This window comes from Paenibacillus monticola (genome assembly GCF_009664975.1).
GTDB classification, from domain to species: Bacteria; Bacillota; Bacilli; order Paenibacillales; family Paenibacillaceae; genus Paenibacillus_AQ; species Paenibacillus_AQ monticola.
In genome coordinates this window covers 742286-766918 of the sequence record NZ_WJXB01000002.1, presented here as the reverse complement: position 1 = coordinate 766918, position 24633 = coordinate 742286, and the positions used below count along the sequence as shown (strand labels likewise).

Below are 24633 nucleotides of genomic sequence, written 5' to 3'. Positions count from 1 at the left end.
TCCGCTAGGTTTTAACTCACTTTTACTTGTATTTCATAGTGCAGCTTGTTGTTATTGAATATGGAAAGATAGGATTTTTCTAAAATGATAATTGGGCCATGCTGGGCGTACTGTTGTTGTATTAAATATTGTTCAAGCAGGCTAATTTCAGACTCAATATCCTGATCTTCAGAGACTAGAAGGTGTATATAGAGATAATCTCCTTTCTCCAGGATGACATCGGCTGGGTCAGTCGTTTCAAAACAGAGGGTTAACTGATTGGAATCGTATAAATAATGCAGATCATCTTCAAATAAATGAGGCAGATTAGGCTTGTTGTCATACAGACTTCGGGCAGTGAGCACCTCTGTAACCCCTAACTGAAGCCACTGTTTCAAATGACGGGTATTCATCGACTTAATTTGGTAGCTGTTGTTAAGATTATTCAACTCTTGATGTTCTGAAAGTATCTTTTGAATAAATGGCTTGAACAGCATTAGCTGATCAATTTCAGATTGAACCTTCTTTAAGGATTCTTTCAGAAGCTGATTATAATCATCCGCAGAGTAAGTGGAAATACATTCTTTAATCTGATTAACAGGGACGTTTAGCTTGCGGAGCAGTAAAATATGGGAAAGCTGATAAATTTCCGTGACACCGTACATTCGATATTTATTTGTGTCTGTGTAAGCTGGAACAAGAATTTCTTTTTCTTCAAAATAACGGATTTGATGCACAGATACGCTCATCAGTTTGGACAACTCGCTAATGGTAATGTACTCTTTCAATTGTAGTACTCCTGTCTAAATATTATTTAATATACCAACTATAAACCTTAGGTCTGACCTAAGGTCAAGAGAAAATGAAAAATCAGAAATCCTTCCGTTAACATTATAGATATATCACGAAAATACTCTCTTAACGTATGTACTTTACTATAAGGTAGTAAACACACCTTAGGAGGGAATATATGAAATCACAGAACAAGAATAGATTCAAAGCTGCGATGGTGGTTACTGCAGCGAGTGCGCTTTTGGTTACAAGCGTGGTCACTACTCAAGCAACAAATTCTGCAGACGCGGCGTCTGCAAAGACGAAGAATGTAATTCTGTTTATCGGTGATGGCATGGGAACAGCCCAACGCGATGCAATCCGATTGGCGACCGTAGGTGAAAAAGGCAAACTGGCCATGGATGCGATGCCATACGTTGGATTAATTCATACGAGTTCTACTATTCCGGTGACGGATTCGGCTGCTTCAGCTACAGCATATGCCAGCGGAGTGAAGACGTATAACGGAGCTATAGGTATGGATGCTAACAAAAAATCCGTAAAAACGATCATGGAATATGCTAAAGAGTCTGGGAAATCTACCGGAGTGGTAACGACCAGCCAAGTTACCGATGCTACGGGTGCCGCGTTTGGCGCACATGTAGAGGACCGTTCCAAACAAAGTGACATCGCCTTGCAGCTATTGACCAAGAGCAAAGTTGATGTACTTCTCGGTGGCGGAGAGGATTTCTGGTACCCGGCAGGAGAACCCGGTAAATTCAAAGATGAGCCAGCGGAGGATCCTTCGGAGAAAAGCAAGGGGACACAGGGCAATCTTATAACCAAAGCTAAACAATTAGGGTATAGCTATGTATCGAACAAAGCTGATATGCAAAAAGCAAAAGGCGGTAAGCTTCTCGGACTGTTCGCAAATGAGGAAATGTTCCAGCAAAAAGCAGAAGGTGAAGGGGATATTTATAACCCGGTTGTCTCCCTGCCAGAAATGACTAAAAAGGCGATAGACACGCTTGCCTCCAACAAAAAGGGATTTTTCCTAATGGTTGAAGAAGAAGGTACGGATGAATTTGCCCATCAAAACAACGCCAAAATGACGATTAAAGCGGGTCAAGAGCTGGATAAATCCGTACAAGTGGCTAAGGATTTTGCCAAGAAAAATCCGGATACGCTTGTCCTTGTCCTTGCTGATCACGAAACAGGCGGATTCTCCATTGAAGAAGTAAACGCTGATGATGAATCTGGTGATGGTATTTCCAAAGAAGACGGTCCATTCGCCATCGCCAATTCCAAGTTCAACTTTGTGGTAGATTGGACAACCTCGGGTCATACAGCGGTTGATATTCCTGTCACAGCAATGGGTAGAAACTCTGAGTTATTTACTGGAATTTACGAAAACACTGAAGTATTCACCAAGCTTATGCAGTCGCTAGGATATAAAGTGAAATAATATAGATAGAATAGCAGGAATACGAGACCAACACATATCTGAGCATTGCATCTGTTACCCAAGGGCAGATGCTTTTTTTTGTGGATCAACATGAAGTAATTTAGTTTAATTAAGCTGTTGCTTTAGCGAAGACGATAAAAAACAGCATGATTTCACCTAATATAAGATGAGGGGAAGCAACTATGAATAGATCCAAGGTGAATAAGGTGCAGAGCATTCCGGTTAATGAAAGAATGATTTTGAAGTTTAGGTTGAGATGATTAAATCTGTATCGATGGAACACAAACATGACCGACAAGAAATAGATCAGAACGGAGGTGAAGGTGAAGCAAAGGATAAAGATATACTCCAATTGCTCCAGAAACAGGAGTTGTATCGCGGCAGCAATCATGCTGAGTGAACAATAAATAAATAAATGTCCGTAGATGATCGTCTGTCCTGCTGTTTGTTTCGACTTGTCTACGCGCTTCTCGACATTCTCAAAGTATTGCCACCAGATCGCAATAATTAATATAAAAGCCAAGGAAGCAAATAAAATGGAGGAGGCTGTGAATTTATCGGACTGTAAGACGGATAGCATGCTGATCACCGATTCACCTAATAGGATCAGCGTAAACAAAGCAAATCGTTCTAATAAATGTGCAGTATGGATAGGTGTTTTTACCAAATAGGTGCGGCCGATCAAAGGTACAATGATGTCTATAGCAATGCCTGCATACAGAATCAAGTATCTAGCCCAAGAGTCAAAAAAGAGGGATAAACAAGAGATCACAATCCCAAGCCAGAAATAGGTCCCCAAAAATCGCGCGGTTTCCTGTCTAAGTTTAGTATCCCTTCGGGCAGACACTAAATACTGAACGGCAGTTAAGCCCCTTAATCCTATATAGCCGACTAAAAAGGGTGCGTAATTCGCGTCAAAGTCTGCATCCAGACTCGCTGTCATGATCAGAACAAAAAACAATTGCAGAATCATAAAGATCCGATGGGTTGTGCTGTCTTGACCAAATCGATTGTTATAAACGGTTTGTCCCACCCAAGCCCACCAAATCGGAACGAAAATAAGAATGAACTTTTCCAGATGCTCTATTGAAATACTGCCATGCTCAACATGCAATAATACATGAGTCGCTTTGGAGACAGCGGCCACAAACAACAAGTCATAGAAGAGCTCAAGCCAGGTCACCTTTTTTTCGGCCATTTTGTGAGGATGCTCCTCTCATTTTGTCATTCGCTGATGCTTTTAGCTTTAATTCTATAAAATTTCAAAGGAAATGTCCTGCTTTTTTGAAATATAATTATGTCACTCTGATATTGGATAAAAAATTCTCGACCGCATGGTTAAATTCAGAGGGAGCATCAACATTTGCACAGTGGCCCGCCCCTGGGATAACAACTCGTTGCGATTGTTCTTCTAACGTATGCAGTTCAACGGAAGCTTCTAGAATAAGCTGTTGGTCATATACACCGACGATGATTAGTAGGGGATAGGGCATAGGGGTTTCCTTTTTGATGAAAAAGCTGTTCATGCCAGCCATGGCAGAAAAGGACCTTCTGCTAAAATGTTGAACCCCTCGAGCAAATAGATTATGGCCTGAATCAGTGTGACAGGAAACTGTAGTAACATAATTCCTGAATTTCTTCATTGAAAATAAGATATACAGCAACCATTTCAAGCCCTCTTTTTTTTGCCCCTTCAATATTTGTTCATTCGATTTGTGTATAGAATAGCCGCCTACTATGATTACCGATTTTATCCGGTCTGGATAACGATCAGCGAACGCTTGAGCAACAAGTGAACCCATAGAGACACCTAAAAGGTGGCAAGCCTCAATGTTGTTGTCTAACAAGATTTGGTTTAAAACCTCGGGGATAGCACGAATGGACGGTGATGATATCTCTTTGCCTCATCGAATAGAACAGCAAATGGTATACATGGATGCTAACCAGCATATTGGAGTTTGTGGCGGGCAGGCGAAAATATTGGGTAGCGATATGATTCCGAAGAAACCTACGAGTCACGAGGAAATTAAATGCTGGCAGTTATTTCATTGTACTTTTATACACCATACTGTAATTTTTCGGAGGTCAGTAGTGGATGCTCATGGAAATAGATATAATCCATATGCCCATGCCGAAGATTATGAGATATGGAACCGCTTGGGGAGGTTACCCAACTAGCTAATCTTCCCAATGACTGCTTATTTACAGGCTGCATCCGAGCCAGGTGTCTAACGTATTTCAAGGCTTGCAAGAACAGAGTGCTGAGAGCATCAGATTCATTTGGATTTTTGTCACTATAGAATCCGGGTTCATGAATTGGATCACTATCAAAAATGTTTAGCATGGGAGCATAAGATACTGGAGGCGAATTTACGGATGAAAAAATATGAACAGAATACATTAAATACGATATTATCCAGATGCTTTAGTGCATCTGAGTAAACCGCTTCCCGAGGATTCCAAGTCTTTCGAAAAAGAAGCCACTAAACACTCTGTGAGTGTTTGACGACTTCTATTTTTATTCGTAGCCACACTAAAGGATACACTATACTCTGTAGTCTTGCAGAAACCTCATATTGATCTCACCGCTTCCCGCAGTGTTGGCCCGAAGCCCGAGGCGAAAGGCGTTCCGTTTAAGTAAGGCTTTAACCTGTGAAGGTGAAAGGGACGGATTACTCTGCAGCAATTGAGCAGCCGCACCGGAGACGATTGGTGTTGAGACACTGGTACCGGATAGCACAATGTAACCTTTGCCAATCCGCAGGTAAGGAAGATCGCGATTCAGCTTAGAGTATGGAGCTCGAAGCGAGATGATCGTCTCCCCCGGTGCGACTAAGTCAGGTTTATTCTGCCCGCTAAGTGTGGGTCCGCGGCTGGAATACCAGGTTATCCGGTCATCTGCTTGCCTCTGGCTTCGGCGATCATCAACCGCTCCGACAGTAATTGCAGTGGGACTATTTCCGGGAGACTCAATTGTCCCACGTCCAGGGCCACTGTTACCGGCTGCAATAACGACGATTAGTCCGGCCTGTACAGCCTTTTCTACGGCCTGGCACAGAGGGTCATCTTCGCAAGTGGAATTTACAGGACCACCAAGCGACAGCGAAAGAATGCGCAGCTTTAAGCGCTTGCGCTGCGTAATACACCACTCAATGCCTTTAATAATCGTGGAGTCATACCCGTAGCCGTTGCTGTCTAATACCTTGACACCCACGATCCCTGCTTTCGGAGCAGGCCCTTTATATTTCCCTTTACTCATCCAACCGTTACCTGCGGCATCCCCTGCAATGTGTGTGCCATGTCCGTTATCGTCATAGGGTTGTTTTCTGTGATTGATATAATCCTTAAAGGCCATAATCCGGTTTATAGGCCGGGTTAGGTCCGGATGTGGAAATACTCCAGTGTCGAGAATGGCAATATTGATCCCTTTTCCGGTAAGCCCTTTTTTCCTTTGAACAGCCGCAGAACCGATAGAAGGCGTGGCAATATAAAGCGATGTTTTTTTGACGTTATCCAAATATATTTTCCGAACCTCACGGCATCCGCACATCTGCTCCAGACATTTCACCGAAACCTTTGACGATACTGCATTAAGCAAGTGAAGGCGGCGGATAATGGGGAAGCTATGTTGACCTAAGCGCTTTTGTAAGGCATGTAGCCCAGTTGCGGTTATTTTTTGCTTGAATTGAATAATGACCGGAATTTCCAGCGCCTTACGACCGGGGAGATATGCTTGCTGGATCCTATTTCGCAAAGGTCGATTGATTGTTACCGCGTTTTTTTGCAGCCAAATTTGTCTGTTCATGGTTAATTAACTCCCCTCTCCAGTGCATTGTATGCACTGCTGAACGAGTGGGTACATTTCTAGTAACCTGGGAGATGAACTCAATTTGACAACTAATAGGCAATAGAGCGTTTCAGGCATCATACATATTGCATTTACTACCGTATCTTATGAGAAAGTGGTGAAGTGAATGAAGGCTGCTATTAAGAAACCTTTAATGACCAACAGAACTCGTATGGCTAGTAAACTGAGAGCATCTGCAACCCCGAAGAAACGGAGAATTAGACAGACATTGGACAGATTCGTTGTAGTTGCAACAAATCTAAATAATGTGCCTAAAGATTCTGCGGGTTGGACTGCTTCATTAACAACAGGCACAACAACCACCACTGCGGATTTCGATGATTTTGGTGTAGTCCGCTTTCCTACTATTGCTACGTTAACGACGGTTTCCTATATTTTGAGAATAAGAGATGCTAATGGAGTCGTATTAACGAATAGAACGATTCCAGCAGATCGCGAATTTTATGTTGCTAGATTCTAAATAGACGGTACAAAGCAAAGCAGCCAATGCGTACCGATCCATAATCGGTGTGTACGGGCTGCTTTGTTTCATTTCGCGTTAATTTGAACCTTTTTGGGAAATTCAAATAATTTATTTGTCAATATGAAGATTGCCTAGACATCATATGTTAGTTATTATATACAAACCCTAAAGAGAAACTTAGCTATAATGACAATAAACATGCCATACACTTTTAAATGACAGAGCAGACAAGATATAATATGTCCATGGATACGTATTAGATGATGATTATATATCTTAAATATGCCACTGAAGGGTATGAGCAATTATGAGTCTAGAGGCATTAAATAAACGAGTAAATACCGATCTATCCTATCTCGCATTCGGAGGCACGGACTGGGTACGCCCAATTGATCACCCTGCAGGTCATGTTTATGATGTAGTGATTGTCGGTGGGGGTCAAAGTGGTTTAGGTGCGGCTTTTGGGTTCTTGCGTGAGCGAATATCCAATATTCTGGTTATTGATGAAAATAGCGAAGGGTTAGAAGGGCCGTGGGAAACATATGCCCGAATGGTGACCTTACGTACCCCCAAGCATTTAACCTCTGTCGATCTTGGCATTCCTTCCCTGACCTTTCGCTCATGGTGGGAAGCGCAATTCGGACCACAGGGCTGGGAAGAGCTGGATAAGATCCCGCGGGGCGAATGGATGAATTATTTGCGCTGGTATCGACGTGTTCTGTCTCTTCCTGTCATTAATGAAGTGAAGCTGAAGTTAATCGAACCTACAGTAGAAGGCATTCATCACCTACATATCGAAGGGGTGGGAGCGCCGTCCTCACTACTATTGGCGCGCAAGGTCATTCTTGCCACGGGTATTCATGGTGGTGGCGAATGGCATGTGCCGCCGATGATTTCCGAGAAACTACCCAAATATCTCTATGCCCATACCTCAGAGATGATTGATTGTGAAGCACTGCGAGGCAAAAAAATAGCGATTTTGGGCGGCGGGGCATCCGCCTTTGATAACGCGAATTTCGTACTCTCTACAGGTGTGGCAGAAGCCCATGTTTTTGTCCGCCGTGATAAGCTGCCGAGTGTCAACCCGATCCGCCAGATGGAGGTTTCGGGCATGATCGAAAGGTTCCATGTACTTTCAGATGCTGATAAATATGCAACGATTTCCCATTTCTTTAAGTACAATCAGCCACCAACGAACGATACCTTTGAGCGTGCGGCTGCCTGGCCTGGATTTCAGCTACATCTCGGCTCACCTTGGCTGAATGTCGAGGCAACAGCTGAGGGAGCAGTGGTGACTACTCCACAGGGCAATTATACCTTTGATTTTCTGATTATCAGCACCGGTCTACTTAGCGAGCCAGCGTTACGTCCAGAGCTTCAGCTTGTCGAAAGTCATATTGCCCGCTGGAGTGATTGCTACAGTGCTCCGGCTGAGACGAGCAATGCATTGCTTGATGCGCATCCTTATCTCAGCCCAGGCTTTGCATTCATCAGTCGAGATGAAGCGGGCAGCAAGCTCTTGCATGGACTATTTGTGTTTAATTATTCGGCTTTGGCCAGCTGCGGTCTTTCAGCTTCAGCGATTTCAGGCACAAAGAATGCAGTGCCTAAGCTCGTCTCAGCCGTGGCTGATCAGCTGTTCCTTGATGACAAGGAAGAAATTCTTAATAATTTCATTACGTATAATGAAGCTGAATTCACTAGTCAATAATCGAAATGGAACAAATAAACTTTCAAACAGCCAGCTTCCATAAACTTGGAGGTTGTTTTTTTTGTCTAAAGGTCTTCATACTTTTTTCATAAATTATACATATTGCCTATAGGAGTCTACTCTACAATAAGAATTGCAAACCACCGCTCAGAACTATAATTGGAGGTTATATGATGATTAATAAGAAAAGGTTAATGTTTGGTTTTGCTTGCCTTATAGCAATGATGTCGATAGTCGTTCAGGTAAGCTACCTCTTAATGAATGATCAACATACAGCCCATACAAGCTTTAGTGAATACAAATATCTGACCATCATAGTGGCTATTTTGCCTCTAGTGTTCTTAATCTTGAGCTATTCTGCGAAATTACTAAAGAAAGAATCACATATCCCTCTATATAACTCACTAAGTATGACCTTTGCGAGTATATCTATGGTTGCTGGTGCCAATGGTATGGTGGAGTTTCATTTCTCTATCTTCATGGTTATTGCGATCATCGCTTTTTATGAGAACATAACACTAATAATAATCATGACAGTGATTTTCGCGATCGAGCATATCGTAGGCTATTTGATCCTTCCAGAGTTTATTTTTGGGAGTCATGAATATACGTTCTCCATGGTGTTGATTCACGCGGGTTTCTTAATTATGATGTCTGGTGCTACCGTTGTACATATCCTGAATACTCGGAAAGTGACTTTAGGATTAGAGGTGGAGAAAAAAGAAAAACAAATGCTTATTCAAAATACGATAAGCCAATTAATGACCTCTTCCAAAAAATTAGTTGAATCTGTAGATTCATTAAGCGAAAATACAGGAAGAACTATGAAGGCGAATAAAGAAGTTACGGAATCTATGCAAAATGTAACCCGAGGAACGAATAATCAAGCACAATCCTCAAAAGAAAGCGCCAGAGCTATGGAAGAGATGGCTCTAGGCATTCAAAGAATAGCGGAGAATTCCTCGGCTGTGTCCGAAGCAGCGCAAAATATGCTCAAAAAATCAGAGCTTGGAAACGAATCCATGGAAGACACGATGCATCAATTATCCAAAATAAAACAATCTACGGATAAAGTTTCTGAAGCTGTTCATGATTTGGAGAATCAATCCAATGAAGTCGAGAGTATAGCAGAGATCATATCAGAAATTGCGGCGCAAACGAACCTGTTATCATTGAATGCATCCATTGAAGCGGCTAGAGCCGGTGAGCATGGAAGAGGCTTTAATGTTGTTGCAACTGAAGTGAGAAAACTTGCGAGTCAAACCGATCATTCGGCCCAAAAAATAGCTGCATTAATTCAAAAGATTCAGTTCTCCACTAGCCACGTTTCCATTCTTATGAAAGAAGGGGCTGAAGAGGTGGCCATAGGAAATTCTATGGTTCAAAATGCGAAAATTTCGTTTGAGACGATTCTGGAAAGCAGCAAAGAGGTAACTTTTCAAATCCAAGAAATCTCTGCTGCGTCTGAAGAAATGTCTGCTGGATCCGAGCAGGTCACTGCCTCAATAGAGGATATAGCCAATAACTCAGCGAATACAGCACTAGAGGTTCAACGGGTGTCAGACTCTTCCCTGCAAACTCAGATCTCTATAGATAATATGAATAACTCGACTTATGATTTGAATAATTTGGCGCATGAATTAAATGTGTTAACGGAGAACCTTTCAGTATAATAATATGAATTACAGATTGGAGTACTAGAATGACATATCGTAATTTAGAAGAATGTATCATCGATTTAGAAAAGCATGGACATTTGCTGCGCATTCAAGAAGAGGTTGATCCTGATCTTGAAATGGCTGCTATCCATTTGAAAGTATATGAGGCGGGTGGCCCGGCATTATTATTTGAGAATGTAAAAGGTTCGAAGTTTCGTGCGGTATCTAACCTTTTCGGTACTATTGAGCGTAGCAAGTTTATATTTCGCCATACCTGGAATGTTGCACAGAACGTAATTGCATTGCGTAACGATCCAATCCAAGCACTTAAGCATCCTTTTAAATATATAGGGACTGGTTTGGCAGCCAGGAGAGCCCTACCGCTTAAGAAATTAGGCGGTCTGCCAGCGTCCTTCCAAGAAATTCAAATATCCGACCTTCCGCTCATTAAACACTGGAAAGAAGATGGGGGTGCATTTGTCACCCTGCCCCAAGTGTATTCAGAAGATCCGGATAAGCCGGGAATTATGAATTCCAATCTGGGAATGTATCGTGTGCAACTCAGTGGTAACGATTATGAAATGAATAAAGAAGTTGGAATTCATTATCAGATCCATCGTGGGATTGGTGTCCATCAGGATAAGGCTAATAAACAAGGGCTACCGTTGAAAGTAAGCTGTTTTATAGGTGGACCTCCGGCGCATACGCTGTCAGCAGTAATGCCTTTGCCGGAAGGAATGAGTGAATTAACCTTTGCGGGACTCCTCACCGGACGTCATTTCCGCTATAGCTATGTAGATGGTTTTTGTATTAGCAGTGATGCCGATTTTGTGATCACAGGAGAGATTTATCCTGGCGAGACGAAACCGGAGGGGCCTTTTGGCGATCATCTGGGTTACTACAGTCTGACGCATCCTTTCCCTGTAATGAGAGTGCATAAGGTATATGCCAGACAAAATGCCATATTCCCATTTACTGTCGTCGGGCGGCCGCCGCAGGAAGATACATCATTTGGCGAATTAATTCATGAGCTGACCGGTGGAGCGATTAAGCAAGAGATTCCAGGTGTAAAGGAAGTTCATGCAGTAGATGCTGCGGGCGTACATCCACTGCTCTTAGCGATTGGCAGCGAACGGTATACGCCGTATCAACCCTTGAAACAGCCAGCAGAGATACTCACCATGGCGAATCGGATTCTGGGTACAGGCCAATTAAGCTTAGCAAAGTATTTGTTTATTACGGCAGAAGAAGATCAGAATATAGATATTCATGATATCGCAGGTTTTTTAACCTATATCCTGGAGCGGATCAATCTTCGTCGGGATATACACTTTTATACAAATACGACAATAGACACCCTTGATTATTCAGGTACAGGGATTAACAGTGGTAGTAAGGTTGTATTTGCAGCTGTTGGAGAACCCAAAAGGGAGCTGTGCAAAGAGGTACCAGGTATTCTTCAGGGGTTCAAAGAGGCACGTATGGTGATGCCGGGGATTGTGGCGCTTCAAGGGACTAAATTCACAAATTATACGGAGGCGGAAGCGGAACTAAAAGGTCTAAGTGATGCTATTCTGGCAAAAGGTGAGATCTCTGCTTGTCCGCTGATCATCCTCTGTGATGACAGTGATTTTATGAGTGCGACCCTCAACAATTTCCTGTGGGCTACTTTTACCCGTAGCAACCCCTCACATGATATTTATGGTGTAAACAGTCATTATGAGAACAAGCATTGGGCTTGTGATAATATAATTATTGATGCCCGTGTTAAGCCGCATCAGGCCCCCCCATTACTATTGGACCCAACTGTAGCAAAGAATATCGAACGGTTATTTGCTAAAGGCGCTAGTTTAAATGGTATTTAAACTAGCGAATTACAATGACAAAAGAGCTGTGGATAAACTTGCCGGTCCAAGATCTCCATAAGTCGAAAGGGTTCTTCAGCAAGCTTGGATTTTCTTTTGACCCGCGACATCAAAATAGCAATGACATGGCCGGCATGGTTGTCGGCGACAGCAAGATCATGGTGATGCTTTTTCCAGAATCCACGTTCAAAAATTTTACCGGAAATGATATTTCAGACACCCGGCAAGGAACCGAAGTGTTGTTCTCCATTGATGCGGCGAGCAGAGAAGAAGTGGATGAAATGGTAAGGAAAGCGGTAGAGGCAGGGGGTACAAGCTTTAGTAAGCCTCAAGACGAGAAGCCCCAAGAAGAGAAGCTTCAAGACCAAAGCTGGATGTATGGTGCTGGTTTTGCTGATTTGGATGGGCACTGCTGGAATGTATTGTATATGGACATCAGTAAGATGCCGAACGTTTAAGTGGGCAGCAGAACCTGTGTTTATTGTACTCGGCGGTGTAACAGGATAGCATTAATCTCACCGCCTACGAGTAGAATCATGGAGCTGAAATATAACCAGATTAGCAGGATCGTCACTCCCCCAAGGCTCCCATAGGTTTTGGTGAAATCTCCAAATTGGTTAACATAAATAGAGAAAAGCACAGATGTCGTAACCCAGCTAATGGTCGTAAAAGCAGCTCCAGGCAGGACCTCTTTATAGGTTATTCTCCGGTTAGGAGCAATCCAATAAAGCAAACTAAACACAATAAACATAATGAGCAGAGGTATGGCATATTGCAGTAAACTCCATAGTTGATAAAGGCCATAGGGCAGATTGGTCAGCAAAAAGAGTTTCGTCTTTAACCAGGTTCCGAATATGAGCAACAGAGTGCTGAGCAGTATGACGAGTCCGATGACCAGCGTTGCCAGCAGAGAAATGCCTCTAACTTTCCAAAATACTCTGTTCTCCTCAATGTCATAGGCTCGGTTAAGACCTTTCATAATCGCATTAATCCCTTTGGAAGCAGTCCACAGCGTAGCAAGCATACCAAATGAGAGCAAAGCCTGACTCCGTCCCTCTGAAACTTCCTTTACAATTTCTTCGATGATCGTTACTGCTTCTGCAGGCATTATCTCTTCAAGATATTTGATCTTCTCACCCATAGAGATATCGGCATAACCAATAAGCGTCATAATGAATATTAAAAAAGGGAAAAAGGATAGTATGAGATAGTAAGTTAATTGTGCGCTTATCCCTTGAACATCATCATTTTTAATTTTTTTGAATAAATGTCGGAGAAAAACGAAGAACCCCATCTTTGAAGCCTTTTTCATAGTTCACTCCTTCTCGGGAATCAGCGCTAGTAACCTTTTCTACTTTGTTTTTGCGCATACATTGCTTGATCAGCGGTCTCCAAGATTTGATGAATACAATCGACAGCTTTTGTATAGCCAGCCAAACCAAAACTGAATTTAAGTCGATACGGTTTCATTGCTCTAGTATTATACGTCTCAACCTGTTGAATTAGTAGTTGGATACAAGCTTCAACCTGTTCCTGCTTCTGCGCGTTTAGTAGAATTAAGAATTCATCTCCTCCTAAACGAATCAATCGTTTATGTTTAACTCGAAAGCTCTCCACGAGCAAATCAGCAAAGATCTTAATCGCTTCGTCACCCTCGAGATGTCCGAATTGATCATTGATCATCTTAAATTCATCTATATCCAGATAAACAATAAACAGCTTTTGCAGCCTTTTTTTATTTATATTCTGAGCATAATGCTCATAGGACAAACGATTTTCAAGTCCAGTCAGACTATCCCGATAGGCCTGTTCATTTAGGATGAACATATAAGCAAAGACAAGAATGATTGTCAAACTATTCCAAATGGTCAAATAAGAAGCGTATTCCAACTGAATATAAATAGATATAGCCGGCACAATGTAAAAAGTGCTGAAGATAACGAGTTCCGAAGATGAGAATTTTCGGCGTAGCTTATAGATGAAATAAAGGTTATAGCTAAAGTATATGTAAGTGATAGTGGGTAATATAAAAAATAAAGTCCCTCGTTCATAAGTATTCGTGCCAGTGATGTGAAAGAGTCCGTTTCCTTTATAACTTAACAAAGCACCTATCAGGTTAATGACCAACGGAAGGGTGAAGAGGAGATAATTGCTCTTGATCTTCTCTTTCTGATATCTGCTAACCCATTCTTTACTAAACATATACCCCAGAAACGGAATAACAGGAGCTATTGAAAAACCCAATATATTGACTAACTTATGTAATGTGATATATGGCCTCATCTCTGGTCCATCCAACAAAATACTGAAAGTCTCTAATATTAAAGTGAGCAATGTTAACGCAAGAATCCAAAGAAATATTTTATTGCGTATTTTTTTCCTATTCATATTGAAATAAGCATGCCCCAATATAATAACAGCTAAAATGGATGAAACTATATTTATTTGGACTTGCAATAAGACATTCATAATGAATAACACTCCTTATATATTCGGACAACTAAATTATACCATAACGTAATTCCACCATTGTTGCTTCTTTATAGTTGACAGAAGCCTTTTTGTTCTATATATTTAAATGCATGAGCATACATGTAATATATAAAAAGGAGAGAGATTATGAAGGATTTATTTACCCCCTATGAATTGAAGGATTTGAAGCTGAAGAACCGCGTGGTTATGCCTCCAATGTGTCAATATTCAGTTACTAATAAAGATGGAATAGCCACGGATTGGCATTATAACCATTATGTGAGCCGAGCTATTGGTGGGGCTGGGTTAATTATTATTGAGATGACAGATGTAGAACCGGATGGCCGCATTACTGATTATGATCTTGGAATTTGGTCTGATGAGCAGATCCCCGCATTGGCTAGAATTATTGACGCGTGTCATTCTTACGGCGCCAAAGTGGGCATCCAAATTGCCCATGCAGGGCGTAAAGCTGAAGATGCTGCAATACCGGTAGCCCCATCGGCGATTGCTTTTAACTCGGACTCCAAGACTCCAAAGGAATTAACGACTGAAGAAGTGAAGACAATGGTAGAGAAATATCGCCTGGGTGTGAAACGTGCTATACAAGCCGGATTAGATGTGATTGAGCTTCATGGTGCGCATGGTTACCTTATTCACCAATTCCATTCACCACTGACTAACCATAGAACGGATGAATATGGACAGGACTTAACCTTGTTCGGGAAAGAAGTTATTCTGGCGGCTAAGAGCGAAATGCCAGCAGGTATGCCTTTGATCATGCGTGTTTCTGCTAAGGAATATGTAGAGGGCGGTTATGGAATTAACGAGAGTCTGGAATTCAGCAAAGTGTATAAAGACGCTGGCGCAGATATTTTTCATATTAGTGCAGGTGGAGAAGGTCCAATTGCTGCTGCAGGAAAACCAGGCACGCATGCGGGCTATCAAGTCCCGTTGGCTAGAGAAATCAAGTACAGCTTGAATGTTCCGGTTATTGCGGTAGGTAGATTGGATGATCCAACACTCGCCAATGCCGTGATTGGCAATGATGAAGCAGATCTTGTTGCCATTGGACGAGGAATGTTAAGAAATCCATATTGGACTTTGGAGGCTGGAGTACAACTTGATAAAGATGCTGGACTTCCTAAACAGTATGAACAGGGATTTCCAAGAATAAAGAGATAAGAGAACAGCGGCCAGTGTTATAATGGGATAAGGAAAGATTAATAAAATTCATCGTAGGACTTACGCCTGAGAAAGGAATACTGAGATGAAGGATGACCTTGAACGTAACCTTATAACAAACTGGTTGACTTTGACACATATACAAATGAACGTTGCCAATGCCTTGGAAACGAAGCTGCAAGAGAGACATGACTTGTCTTTGAAGGAATTTTATTTGCTACTGTTTCTGTCTGAGGCATCAGAGAAGAAGCTGAAACTGCAGCAACTGGAGTCGATGGTGGGCTTAAGCCAGAGTGCCGTATCTCGACTTGTGAGCCGCTTTGAAGCTAAGGGTTGTGGAGCCTTAGAAAGAACTGTCTGTGATGATGATCGCAGAAGCATCTATACTTCTTTGACCTCAATAGGTCAAGACAAGATCGACAAAGCACAAGGGACAGTTAAAGAGATTCTAGTGGCGGCTTTTCCCGAAAAAGAAGTAGTGCAGCTGCTGCAAGACATGCTCCATGTCAAACAATAATAAGGGATAAGAAAAAATCATGGAACTAACTGACGCGTAGCCCGTTTTTTTAGGCTACAGGTCGGTTAGTTTTTGTTTTATTTGGAGATACTAACAATTCGGTTGCGACCTTCTTTTTTGGCCTGGTATAAGGCTTTGTCTACAGATTCATATAACTCATTTAAGTATGAATTCTGTGGATTTTCAACGGCAAAGGTAGTAATGGACAACAATCCCATACTTATCGTAATGGATATAGATGTAGCTATATTAGGGATGATCATTTTATTGGATTCGACTGCCGATTTGACGCGCTCAGCCAAGATGGTAGCCTGTGTTTGATTCGTATTGGGTAAATATATAATAAATTCCTCTCCGCCATAACGAGCTAGAATGTCAGTCCGCCGCAGAGCCAGCTTGATGGCTTCCACCGTGCTGCATATCACTTCATCACCTACCAAGTGGCCGTAACTATCATTGACTAGTTTAAAATAATCGATATCTAAGAGAAGGATCGCAAACGGGATTTGGAAATTCATGTTCTTCATAACTTCCTGCTCCAGCTGTTGGGTCAAGTAATGACGATTATAACAACCAGTCAAACTGTCGGTTATCGCCATCTGTTCTAGTTTCTGATTGGTTTGAAAAAGCTCAGTCTGAATTCCAATTAAAGATTGATTACGGACTTGCAGAATTTGGTTCTGATTACTAGTCTCATCGATGAGACGGCGAAGCTCACTTCTATCCTGGAATGTGATAATTCGTCCAACCCTTAAACCGCTAACCATAATCGGAGCAACCTGAATATTGACATGGACTGGCATTAAATTCCCCTCATATATTAGTTCCGTTTCTGTTCTTTCTAGCGGTTGATTCCGGTAAGATTCGAGGAATAGCTCTCTTTTGTCAGAGTTCTTGGGAAGAATAGCTTCGATATGGAAGCGGTCACCTAATTTCAATTGGACATAGGGTAGCAGTGAATGATTTATTTCTATAACGGTGTCATTATCATCAATCACCAGAATCCCAATCGCGATCGTGTCAAAAATGTCCTGATGAGCGATGGTCACAATATCAAATACTTTATCACGATGAATGGCAATGATAAAAAAGACGGCAGATAATAGAATGCCAAAAGATGTGAATCCTGGAATAACTGGTAGGAAACGGGATAACCCCACATTGAGGATGATGTCCGACAAGATGAATGCTGTCATCACCATAATGCCTTGAAGCACGCGTTTGATTTGCTTTTTGATACGGAGTGCTTTATCGGATACCAAAGCTAAATACATAATATAGAGCGAAACCACTACATAAGCTATCAACATGGTGATATGAAACCAGAAAAGAGGACCGTAAGTTCTCTGGATATACGTACCGTACACAGGTTGAACGAACCAGCCGTTGGGATTGAATATTACACCGAGCGCTACTAATAGAGCAGGAATAAACAGTAGTAAGGAAATTTTTCTTCGTAGAAATGAAGAATGACCCGTGAGGAAAATGGTGAACAGAAGCCATCCAATAGCCAGCAGAGACGTATCGACAAAAGCGAGCTTTACGTAAAATAATTGAAACCGTGGATTGTCAGTTGTTTTAATTGCAAACTGGCAGAAAGGCCATAACATCATGGAGAAGTGAAAAACTAGATAAGCTTTATGTAGGTTAGTAATGGTTACAGACGCAAATACATAAACAAAGAGCACAAATAAAAGCAAACACAACGCCAAGTCAATCCATGGAATTAGGCCCAATTTATAACACCTCTTAAGTGGTTGTAGTCATTTGGTCAGCTAATTTGGGCCAAAAGGCTTATAACTATAATACCAATATATAAGTAGAGTGAAAATAATACAACAATATTAACTCTTTATACCTAAGAAAACTTAGGAGTGGAAAGCAGCAATGCACTAATGTAATTTATATTATTATAAACACAGAATGAATTTGTGTTTATATCGAATTTGTGAGATAATTAAGTTTTTCCTGTTGGTTGATAATCTTTCATGACATGATAGAAGTGCATGATCTTAATATTGGAGGTAGGCTTGTTGGCGAAACAGTATCCTTTTGAGTATGATCGTACCAAACCTTTTATCGAGCAGGTGGGTGAATGGGTTGGAGAAGTGTTCTATGAAATCCTCCCTAAGGCAGGTTTTGAAGTCCGTGATGAACAGATTTATATGGCCTATCAGCTAGAACGGGCTTTTGCAGATAAGAAGACCATTTTTGCCGAGGCAGGTGTTGGAACCGGTAAAACCTTGGTTTATTTACTATACAGCATCTGTTATGCACGTTATACCGGTAAACCGGCTATTATCGCCTGCGCAGATGAGTCGTTGATTGAACAGCTTGTAAAGCCTGAAGGAGATATTGCCAAACTTTCGCGGCACTTGAATATGGAGATTGACGCCAGACTTGCCAAATCACCGGATCATTATATGTGTTTAAAGAAGCTGGATCAGGCTCGAAACAACGATGACGAGAGCTTGCCACTGGAGGACTTATATGAGACCTTGCCGGATTTCGTGCACTCTCATGCAGCGCTGCAGGAGTTCCATGCTTATGGCGACCGTAGGGATTATTCAGATTTGAATGACGAACAGTGGAACAAAATCAATTGGGATTCGTTTCAGGATTGCTTTACCTGTGATGTGCGCCACCGCTGCGGTCAGACACTCTCACGTGATCATTATCGTAAGGCTGGTGATCTGGTTATTTGTTCTCACGATTATTATATGGAGCATGTGTGGACTTATGAAGCACGTAAGCGGGAAGGTCAAATTCCCCTTCTGCCGGATCATTGTGCAGTTGTATTTGATGAAGGACATTTGCTCGAATCAGCGGCTATGAAGGCATTGGGTTATAAAATAAAGCATGTTGTATTTGAAGAACTCATCTCCCGTCTACTGAAGAATGACATCCGTGAGGCGCTGGCTATGCTTATTGATGAAGCGATTGAACAAAGTGAGATTATGTTCGATAGCATTCGCCGCCAAAGTCATAGTATTCCGGGATCAGATCGGATGAGTATTGAATTGAATGAGCGTTTATTGCGTGATGTGCATCGCATGCGCACTATTATTGCTTCCATTGAGGAAGAATTGGTGTTTGAAAGCGAGCTATACACGCTGGATGATTATCAATTGCGGATTGTGGAAGAGCGCCTTGAGATGATGGAAGTTGCCCTGAAGTTATTTGAAGATTCAGGAGCATTGATCTGTTGGGCGACGGAAGATAGTGATGGCGTGTCGTTGTTTGTGATGCCGCGTGATGTGAAAGAGGTTCTTGAAAGTATGTTTAGCCAAAATATGCCGATTGTATTCTCCTCTGCCACCTTATCGGTCGATAAATCATTTGAATATTTAAGAGAAGGCTTGGGTGTAAAGAACTACCTGTCATTCTCGGTAGATTCACCCTATGATTATGGCAGTCAGATGGATGTTTATGTGCCAGAGCCGTTGACAGGTGACTTTGCGGAAAAGATCGAAATTTCCATGAAGCTCATTGAACGGACGGAAGGCAGAGCGCTGCTACTATTCCGTACACGTGAGGAACTCTTCTTGTTTAAGCAGGAATGTCTGCTTAGACCGGAAAGTGGGAAGTATTCCTTCCTCTATGAAGGAGATCAGGAGATTAGTTATTTAATCTCGGCATTTCAACGGGATGAACATAGTGTACTCTGTGCTGTTACTTTGTGGGAGGGGCTTGATATACCCGGTCCATCACTCTCCAACGTTATTATCTGGTCGCTGCCGTATCCTCCGCTGGACCCTGTGTTTATGGCCAAGCGCTCGGAGACAACGTCTCCGTTTGAGGATGTAGACCTGCCCTATATGCTGCTGCGGCTGAAGCAAGGTATGGGTCGTCTGATTCGTACCAGTGAAGACCATGGAATTGTAACCGTACTGGCAGAAGAGGACGGAGAGCATCCGGTACATGAGTATATTACCTCTGTATTGCCGAAAGGGATTCAACTGCAACTCCTAGCTGGGCAGCGTAACTAGTAACTATATAAAAGACCACTTTCTGATTAGGCGGAGCACGATGATCCGTTTTCTTAGAAAGTGGTCTTTTGCGTTGTTGGCATTACAATTGACGTAAAATAACTCATATCATATCTGGGCAAGGCCCTATATCATTAAAATAGGAAAGAGGGGGAACAGATTGAAATATTGCATAGGTGAATTCGCCTCAATACTAGGTGTGACCTCAGACACGCTGAGATTATATGAGAAACATGACATCGTCAGACCGATAAAAGATAATAGCAATAATTACCGATATTTTGATGATTTGGACGCCAGGGATTTGCTAATGAGCAGATGGTATAGGAGCATGCAGATTCCGTTGCAGGATGTGGCCTTGCTCATCAAGGATGCTTCTTCAGAACATATCATCGAGAAATTTCAAGAAACACAGATGAACCTGGAGGAAGAAATCAAGAAAAGTACAATGCTGCTTCATAAGATGATTGAAATTAATAATGAGTTCAAGAAGATTGAAGGATCATTAAATACATGTACACTTAAGAATGTACCGGGAATTTATCGCTTGAGACAAACCGATAAGAATGATTTGTTGATCAATGATTATTTGAAAGATACGGTAAATAAGTGGATGAATATGCTTCCGTTTTCTTTTTACTCCTTCAGAATTGAGAATTGTGAGTTTGTATCCAAAGATAATACATGCTTTGATTATAGCTGGGGACTCAGTTTGTATGAAGATGAGGTACATAAACTTAATGTTGAAATGGACGAGAACGTGGAATATATTAGCCCTACTACATGTGTATCGTCTATCATTGCCTCCTCTGGTGAAGAATATATCAGGCGAGAATCCCTGCAATTTATGCTGGATTATCTAAATGAACATCAATACTCAATTGCAGGAGATATAGTCGGGAAGATCATTCTTACCGAAAAAGTAGAGGGGGAAAGCACAACTTATTTAGAAGTGAATATCCCGATTTAGAATCGCATCTGTTCATTCCTTATTGGAAGAGCAGATGCTTTTTTTCTTGACAGGTACTAGAGTGAGAGAATATAGTGAAGATGCGTCATATGCATATAATTTTACAAATAATCCAAATTAACTCTAATTGATGAACATGCGTTTTGACGCAACTGTAGCTAGAAACCCTACTTTACTGGTGTATCAGCCTTTCTTCAAGGAGGTGGATAGAAAGCAGGCCTAAATATTCTTTTTTGTAATCGATTACAAATATCAAAGAAGAGAGGTGTAATTATGAAAAGATATATGTCTCATTTAGTAGGTTGGAAGACTCTTGTGCTATTATGTATGGCGATAATTATCCTTCCAGCAGGTTCCGCATTTGCAGCAGTGAATAAACCATTCCCGCAGCATACTACTTATACTAGCGAATCTATTAAGCCCAATAATGTAACACAGACCAGTATGGACAACTCGGTTAAGACAAAATGGAACGAATGGAAGGCAGGGTATCTGAAACCAGCAGGAACTGGAAAATACTACGTCAAATATAATTCGGATGGGGAAACAGTATCTGAAGCGCATGGTTATGGGATGTTGTTCACTGTTTTGATGGCCGGTTATGACAGCAGTGCCCAAGCTTATTATGATGGTCTCTACAATTATTACATTGCTCATCCGAGTGCGATCAACGAATACTTGATGTCTTGGAAGCAAAATAGCAGCTTTCAAAATATTGAAGGCGAGGATTCAGCTACAGACGGCGATATGGATATTGCCTTCTCGTTGCTGCTTGCGGACAAGCAGTGGGGAAGCAGTGGTGTTATTAATTATCTGCAGGCTGCCAAGAATATTATCAATGCAATCATGGATAGTGAAATTAACCAGACCCAGTGGACCATCCGTCTTGGGGACTGGGCGGATAGTGGCGCATACAATACGGCTACACGACCTTCGGATTTCATGCTCAATCATTTAAAGGCCTTCCAACAGGCCACAGGAGACATTCGCTGGAAGAATGTTGTTGATAAGACATACACGATTATCAATAGCCTCTATACCGGCTATAGCTCCAGCACCGGATTGCTGCCAGATTTCGTTGTTTACTCAGGTGGAGTCTACAAGCCAGCAGCGGCTAATTTCCTGGAGGATGCAAATGACGGCAACTATAATTATAATTCCTGCCGCACCCCTTGGCGAATTACGACTGATTATTTAATTACAGGGGATACCCGGGCGCTTACTCAGCTCAATCAGTTGAATAGCTGGATTAAGACCAAAGTAAGCAGCACCCCAAGCAACATCAAAGACGGCTACAAACTGAACGGAACCTTGTTCGGAAGTTATAACAGCGGAGCCTTCTATGCTCCATTTGGGGTCAGCGCAATGACCTCATCGACTAACCAAAGCTGGCTAAATTCGCTCTGGAGCCACACGGCGAACAGCACTACGGAAGGTTATTATGAAGACAGTATTAAGTTGTTTTCGCTAATTCTGATGTCCGGTAATTGGTGGGCCTATTAAGTTATAGTTCAAAGTTGAGTTACAAAGAACAGCCCATTCCATAAGCAATCATGGAATGGGCTGTTCTTGTTCCAGCAACTTGGTGCGGGCCAATAATTGTGCATTGACATTGGTGTTGCACCAATGTTTATACTGCAGCGTATAGCCTATTTATTAATGTTGAGGGAGTACGCTGAATATTGTGAAAATGTTCACGTAATCAACAGGTTATAGCTATATTATAAACAGGGGGAAAAAAAGAATGCGTAAGAAGAATAATGCCAACAAAATACTCATGTTCTCTATTTGTCTGTTGTTGATGGTATCCATGCTGAGTGGATGTAACGGTACTAACAATGTTAATGATACTGCAGCAGAAACATCGGAACCGACAGATAAACCGGCAGCAGATGCCTTATCCTTTACAGCTGGTACGTATACTGGCGAAGCACAAGGTAAAGAAGGGGTTATCAAGGTTGAAGTGACGCTTGGTGAACATGAGATTAGCGATATTAAGATTGTCAGCCAGGAAACAAGCGGCATCGGTGGTGCTGCGCTTGAACAAATAAAGAAGCAAATTTTGGACGGACAAACCTTGGCTATTGACGCTGTCAGTGGTGCGAGTCTTACTAGCACGGCTATGATGGAAGCGGTTGAAACCGCTGTGAAGCAAGGGGGCGGTGATGTGGTAGCCTTAAAGGCAGGCGGTGTTAAGAAAGCTGGCGAGGGGAAGACGGAAAAGCTGGAAGCTGACGTTGTTGTAGTAGGTGCTGGAGCCTCGGGAGTGTCTGCAGCCGTTACCGCAGCTGATAAAGGTGCGAAAGTGATCATCATCGAAAAGACAGCCACTATCGGTGGGGCGAGTAATTTATCGTGGGCAGGGAAGTTCTATAACTCTTCTGCGGCTACCGAAAATGGAGTGAAAGTGAATGTGGAAAAAGAAATTTCGGATTGGATTGTCAATAATCACTGGCGAGTAGACGCAGCGGCAATACGACAATATGTCACCAAATCAGGAGAAACCTATGACTGGTTGACTAAAAAAGGCTATATTACAAGCTTCCTCAACTTCGCTGGAGAGCAATTGCATGTACTGCCAGCCTATGAAACTCGTGAAGTCACATTGCGTAAAATGCTGGCCGAATCTGTTGAAAAAAATGGTGGTCAGGTCATTACTGAAACTACTGCCAAAAAGCTGATCACGAATGAAGCCGGTGATGTTACCGGTGTGTCGGCGGAAAAACTGGATGGCACAACACTGGAAATCACAGCAAAGAGTATCGTTATGGCAACGGGCGGTTATGCGGCTAACGCAGAAATGGTTAAGGAGAGCTTTGGTTTCGAAGGGATTAATGGAGGATTGGGCCAAAATGTAGGAGAAGGTTTGAAAATGTCCTGGGAAGCTGGAGCAAAGGTCCCTGACAATTTTGGCGGACAAATGTTGCACCAAACCTTAGCCAGAGCAACAAAAAAGTTAAAAACAAAGTACGAACCGTTCGAAGCAAGTTATCCATTGATGCTGACATATCTTCCAAATTTCATGAATGTGGGCTCTTCAGGGGCAAGATTTAGAGATGAAGCAGCAACACTAACGTCTGTAGCAGCGGCTAATACTAGCGCATTTAACGGTGCCTATCATTTAGTTATTGTTTCGAAATCACAACTCAATTCATTGACGGCTAAAGGGATGAGTGGAGTGAAGTCTCCAAGCCTTCCAGGTATGCCTCCAGAATTCTATGCTGAATTTGCAGATCAATTTACCTTGGAGAATCCATGGAAAAATGCAGATCAAGTATTTGAAGCGATGGTTGAAAACGGTGATGGATACAAGGGGAATACGATTGAGGAATTAGCCAAAAATGCAGGCATGGATGCTGAAATTTTCAAGGAAACTTATGATAAATATCAGGAAGCGACGAAAACGGGTGTGGATACTGAATTTGGTAAAGCAGCAGATTATCTAATTCCCATGGGCACTGAAGGACCTTATTATGCAATTATTGCGGAGATCAATAACTTGGGATCTGTGGGCGGATTGTTAGTCAATACCAAATTTCAGGTACTTAATGACAAGCGGGTACCTATTAATGGTCTATATGCTGTAGGTCTCGAATCTGAAGGTGTGTTATTTAATGATACTTATGTCGGAAATGGAGTTGGCATTGGTTACTCCTTCACATCAGGTCGTCTTGGTGGCGAAGATGCAGCCAGTAGTGCTTTAAAGAAAGTTCAATAAAG

The 24633-nt window shown here is 42.0% G+C and carries 19 protein-coding genes and 1 pseudogene; 12 read left to right on the top strand and 8 right to left on the bottom strand.

Features of this window, described 5'->3' with window-relative positions; genetic code table 11:
• Nucleotides 1–11: 11 nt before the first annotated feature.
• The gene (locus tag GJB61_RS07970; protein WP_154117931.1) at nucleotides 12–767 is read right to left on the bottom strand and encodes a helix-turn-helix domain-containing protein; all 756 of its coding nucleotides are present in this window, start codon (nucleotides 765–767) and stop codon (nucleotides 12–14) included.
• 182 nt (nucleotides 768–949) lie between these two features.
• On the opposite strand from GJB61_RS07970, the gene GJB61_RS07965 reads away from it, so the two are divergent.
• The gene (locus GJB61_RS07965; RefSeq protein WP_154117930.1) at nucleotides 950–2215 is read left to right on the top strand and encodes an alkaline phosphatase; all 1266 of its coding nucleotides are present in this window, start codon (nucleotides 950–952) and stop codon (nucleotides 2213–2215) included.
• 109 nt (nucleotides 2216–2324) lie between these two features.
• Here the strand turns inward: GJB61_RS07965 and GJB61_RS07960 are convergent, their stop codons facing one another.
• The 4 genes and pseudogenes from GJB61_RS07960 to GJB61_RS07950 all read right to left on the bottom strand — a co-directional run bounded on the left by GJB61_RS07960 (nucleotide 2325) and on the right by GJB61_RS07950 (nucleotide 6020).
• Nucleotides 2325–3413, bottom strand: coding sequence for a low temperature requirement protein A (locus GJB61_RS07960; protein ID WP_154117929.1), 1089 nt, complete (start codon nucleotides 3411–3413; stop codon nucleotides 2325–2327).
• A gap of 97 nt (nucleotides 3414–3510) precedes the next feature.
• The gene (locus GJB61_RS31575; RefSeq protein ID WP_229521529.1) at nucleotides 3511–3750 is read right to left on the bottom strand and encodes an alpha/beta fold hydrolase; all 240 of its coding nucleotides are present in this window, start codon (nucleotides 3748–3750) and stop codon (nucleotides 3511–3513) included.
• Between the two features lie 195 nt (nucleotides 3751–3945).
• Nucleotides 3946–4086, bottom strand: a pseudogene (locus GJB61_RS32530) (alpha/beta fold hydrolase); the annotation flags it as partial.
• Between the two features lie 674 nt (nucleotides 4087–4760).
• Entirely contained in the window at nucleotides 4761–6020 is a 1260-nt protein-coding gene (locus tag GJB61_RS07950) for a S8 family peptidase (protein ID WP_154117927.1), read from the bottom strand.
• A 196-nt stretch (nucleotides 6021–6216) separates the two neighbouring features.
• Here GJB61_RS07950 and GJB61_RS07945 point away from each other — a divergent pair, with 196 nt between their 5' ends.
• From GJB61_RS07945 to GJB61_RS07925, 5 genes are all read left to right on the top strand, one after another.
• Nucleotides 6217–6543, top strand: a complete 327-nt coding sequence (locus GJB61_RS07945; RefSeq protein ID WP_154117926.1) for a hypothetical protein — start codon at nucleotides 6217–6219, stop codon at nucleotides 6541–6543.
• Between the two features lie 310 nt (nucleotides 6544–6853).
• Nucleotides 6854–8257, top strand: coding sequence for a flavin-containing monooxygenase (locus tag GJB61_RS07940; protein WP_154117925.1), 1404 nt, complete (start codon nucleotides 6854–6856; stop codon nucleotides 8255–8257).
• Nucleotides 8258–8427: 170 nt separating this feature from the next.
• Nucleotides 8428–9930, top strand: a complete 1503-nt coding sequence (locus GJB61_RS07935; RefSeq protein WP_154117924.1) for a methyl-accepting chemotaxis protein — start codon at nucleotides 8428–8430, stop codon at nucleotides 9928–9930.
• A gap of 29 nt (nucleotides 9931–9959) precedes the next feature.
• Complete coding sequence (locus tag GJB61_RS07930; protein WP_154117923.1) at nucleotides 9960–11780, top strand: UbiD family decarboxylase; 1821 nt, start codon at nucleotides 9960–9962, stop codon at nucleotides 11778–11780.
• 14 nt (nucleotides 11781–11794) lie between these two features.
• Entirely contained in the window at nucleotides 11795–12238 is a 444-nt protein-coding gene (locus tag GJB61_RS07925) for a VOC family protein (RefSeq protein WP_154117922.1), read from the top strand.
• Nucleotides 12239–12258: 20 nt separating this feature from the next.
• Here GJB61_RS07925 and GJB61_RS07920 read toward each other — a convergent pair whose 3' ends face one another.
• A complete protein-coding gene (locus GJB61_RS07920) occupies nucleotides 12259–13092 on the bottom strand; it encodes a YihY/virulence factor BrkB family protein (protein ID WP_154117921.1) in 834 nt (277 codons plus the stop codon).
• A 26-nt stretch (nucleotides 13093–13118) separates the two neighbouring features.
• Nucleotides 13119–14249 (bottom strand): GGDEF domain-containing protein, encoded by a 1131-nt coding sequence (locus GJB61_RS07915; protein ID WP_154117920.1) that lies wholly within the window; start codon nucleotides 14247–14249, stop codon nucleotides 13119–13121.
• 150 nt (nucleotides 14250–14399) lie between these two features.
• Between GJB61_RS07915 and GJB61_RS07910 the strand changes: the two genes are divergently transcribed.
• The gene (locus GJB61_RS07910; protein WP_154117919.1) at nucleotides 14400–15437 is read left to right on the top strand and encodes an NADH:flavin oxidoreductase/NADH oxidase; all 1038 of its coding nucleotides are present in this window, start codon (nucleotides 14400–14402) and stop codon (nucleotides 15435–15437) included.
• Nucleotides 15438–15522: 85 nt separating this feature from the next.
• Complete coding sequence (locus GJB61_RS07905; RefSeq protein ID WP_154117918.1) at nucleotides 15523–15954, top strand: MarR family winged helix-turn-helix transcriptional regulator; 432 nt, start codon at nucleotides 15523–15525, stop codon at nucleotides 15952–15954.
• A 77-nt stretch (nucleotides 15955–16031) separates the two neighbouring features.
• On the opposite strand, the gene GJB61_RS07900 is transcribed toward GJB61_RS07905, so the two are convergent.
• The gene (locus GJB61_RS07900) at nucleotides 16032–17654 is read right to left on the bottom strand and encodes a histidine kinase N-terminal 7TM domain-containing diguanylate cyclase (protein ID WP_229521569.1); all 1623 of its coding nucleotides are present in this window, start codon (nucleotides 17652–17654) and stop codon (nucleotides 16032–16034) included.
• A 306-nt stretch (nucleotides 17655–17960) separates the two neighbouring features.
• On the opposite strand from GJB61_RS07900, the gene GJB61_RS07895 reads away from it, so the two are divergent.
• From GJB61_RS07895 to GJB61_RS07880, 4 genes are all read left to right on the top strand, one after another.
• Nucleotides 17961–19943, top strand: a complete 1983-nt coding sequence (locus GJB61_RS07895) for an ATP-dependent DNA helicase (RefSeq protein ID WP_154117916.1) — start codon at nucleotides 17961–17963, stop codon at nucleotides 19941–19943.
• A 160-nt stretch (nucleotides 19944–20103) separates the two neighbouring features.
• Nucleotides 20104–20913 (top strand): MerR family transcriptional regulator, encoded by an 810-nt coding sequence (locus GJB61_RS07890; RefSeq protein WP_154117915.1) that lies wholly within the window; start codon nucleotides 20104–20106, stop codon nucleotides 20911–20913.
• A gap of 273 nt (nucleotides 20914–21186) precedes the next feature.
• On the top strand, nucleotides 21187–22416 hold the full coding sequence (locus GJB61_RS07885; RefSeq protein WP_154117914.1) for a family 8 glycosyl hydrolase: 1230 nt from the start codon (nucleotides 21187–21189) through the stop codon (nucleotides 22414–22416).
• Nucleotides 22417–22657: 241 nt separating this feature from the next.
• A complete protein-coding gene (locus GJB61_RS07880) occupies nucleotides 22658–24631 on the top strand; it encodes an FAD-binding protein (protein ID WP_154117913.1) in 1974 nt (657 codons plus the stop codon).
• The last annotated feature ends 2 nt before the right edge of the window (nucleotides 24632–24633 follow it).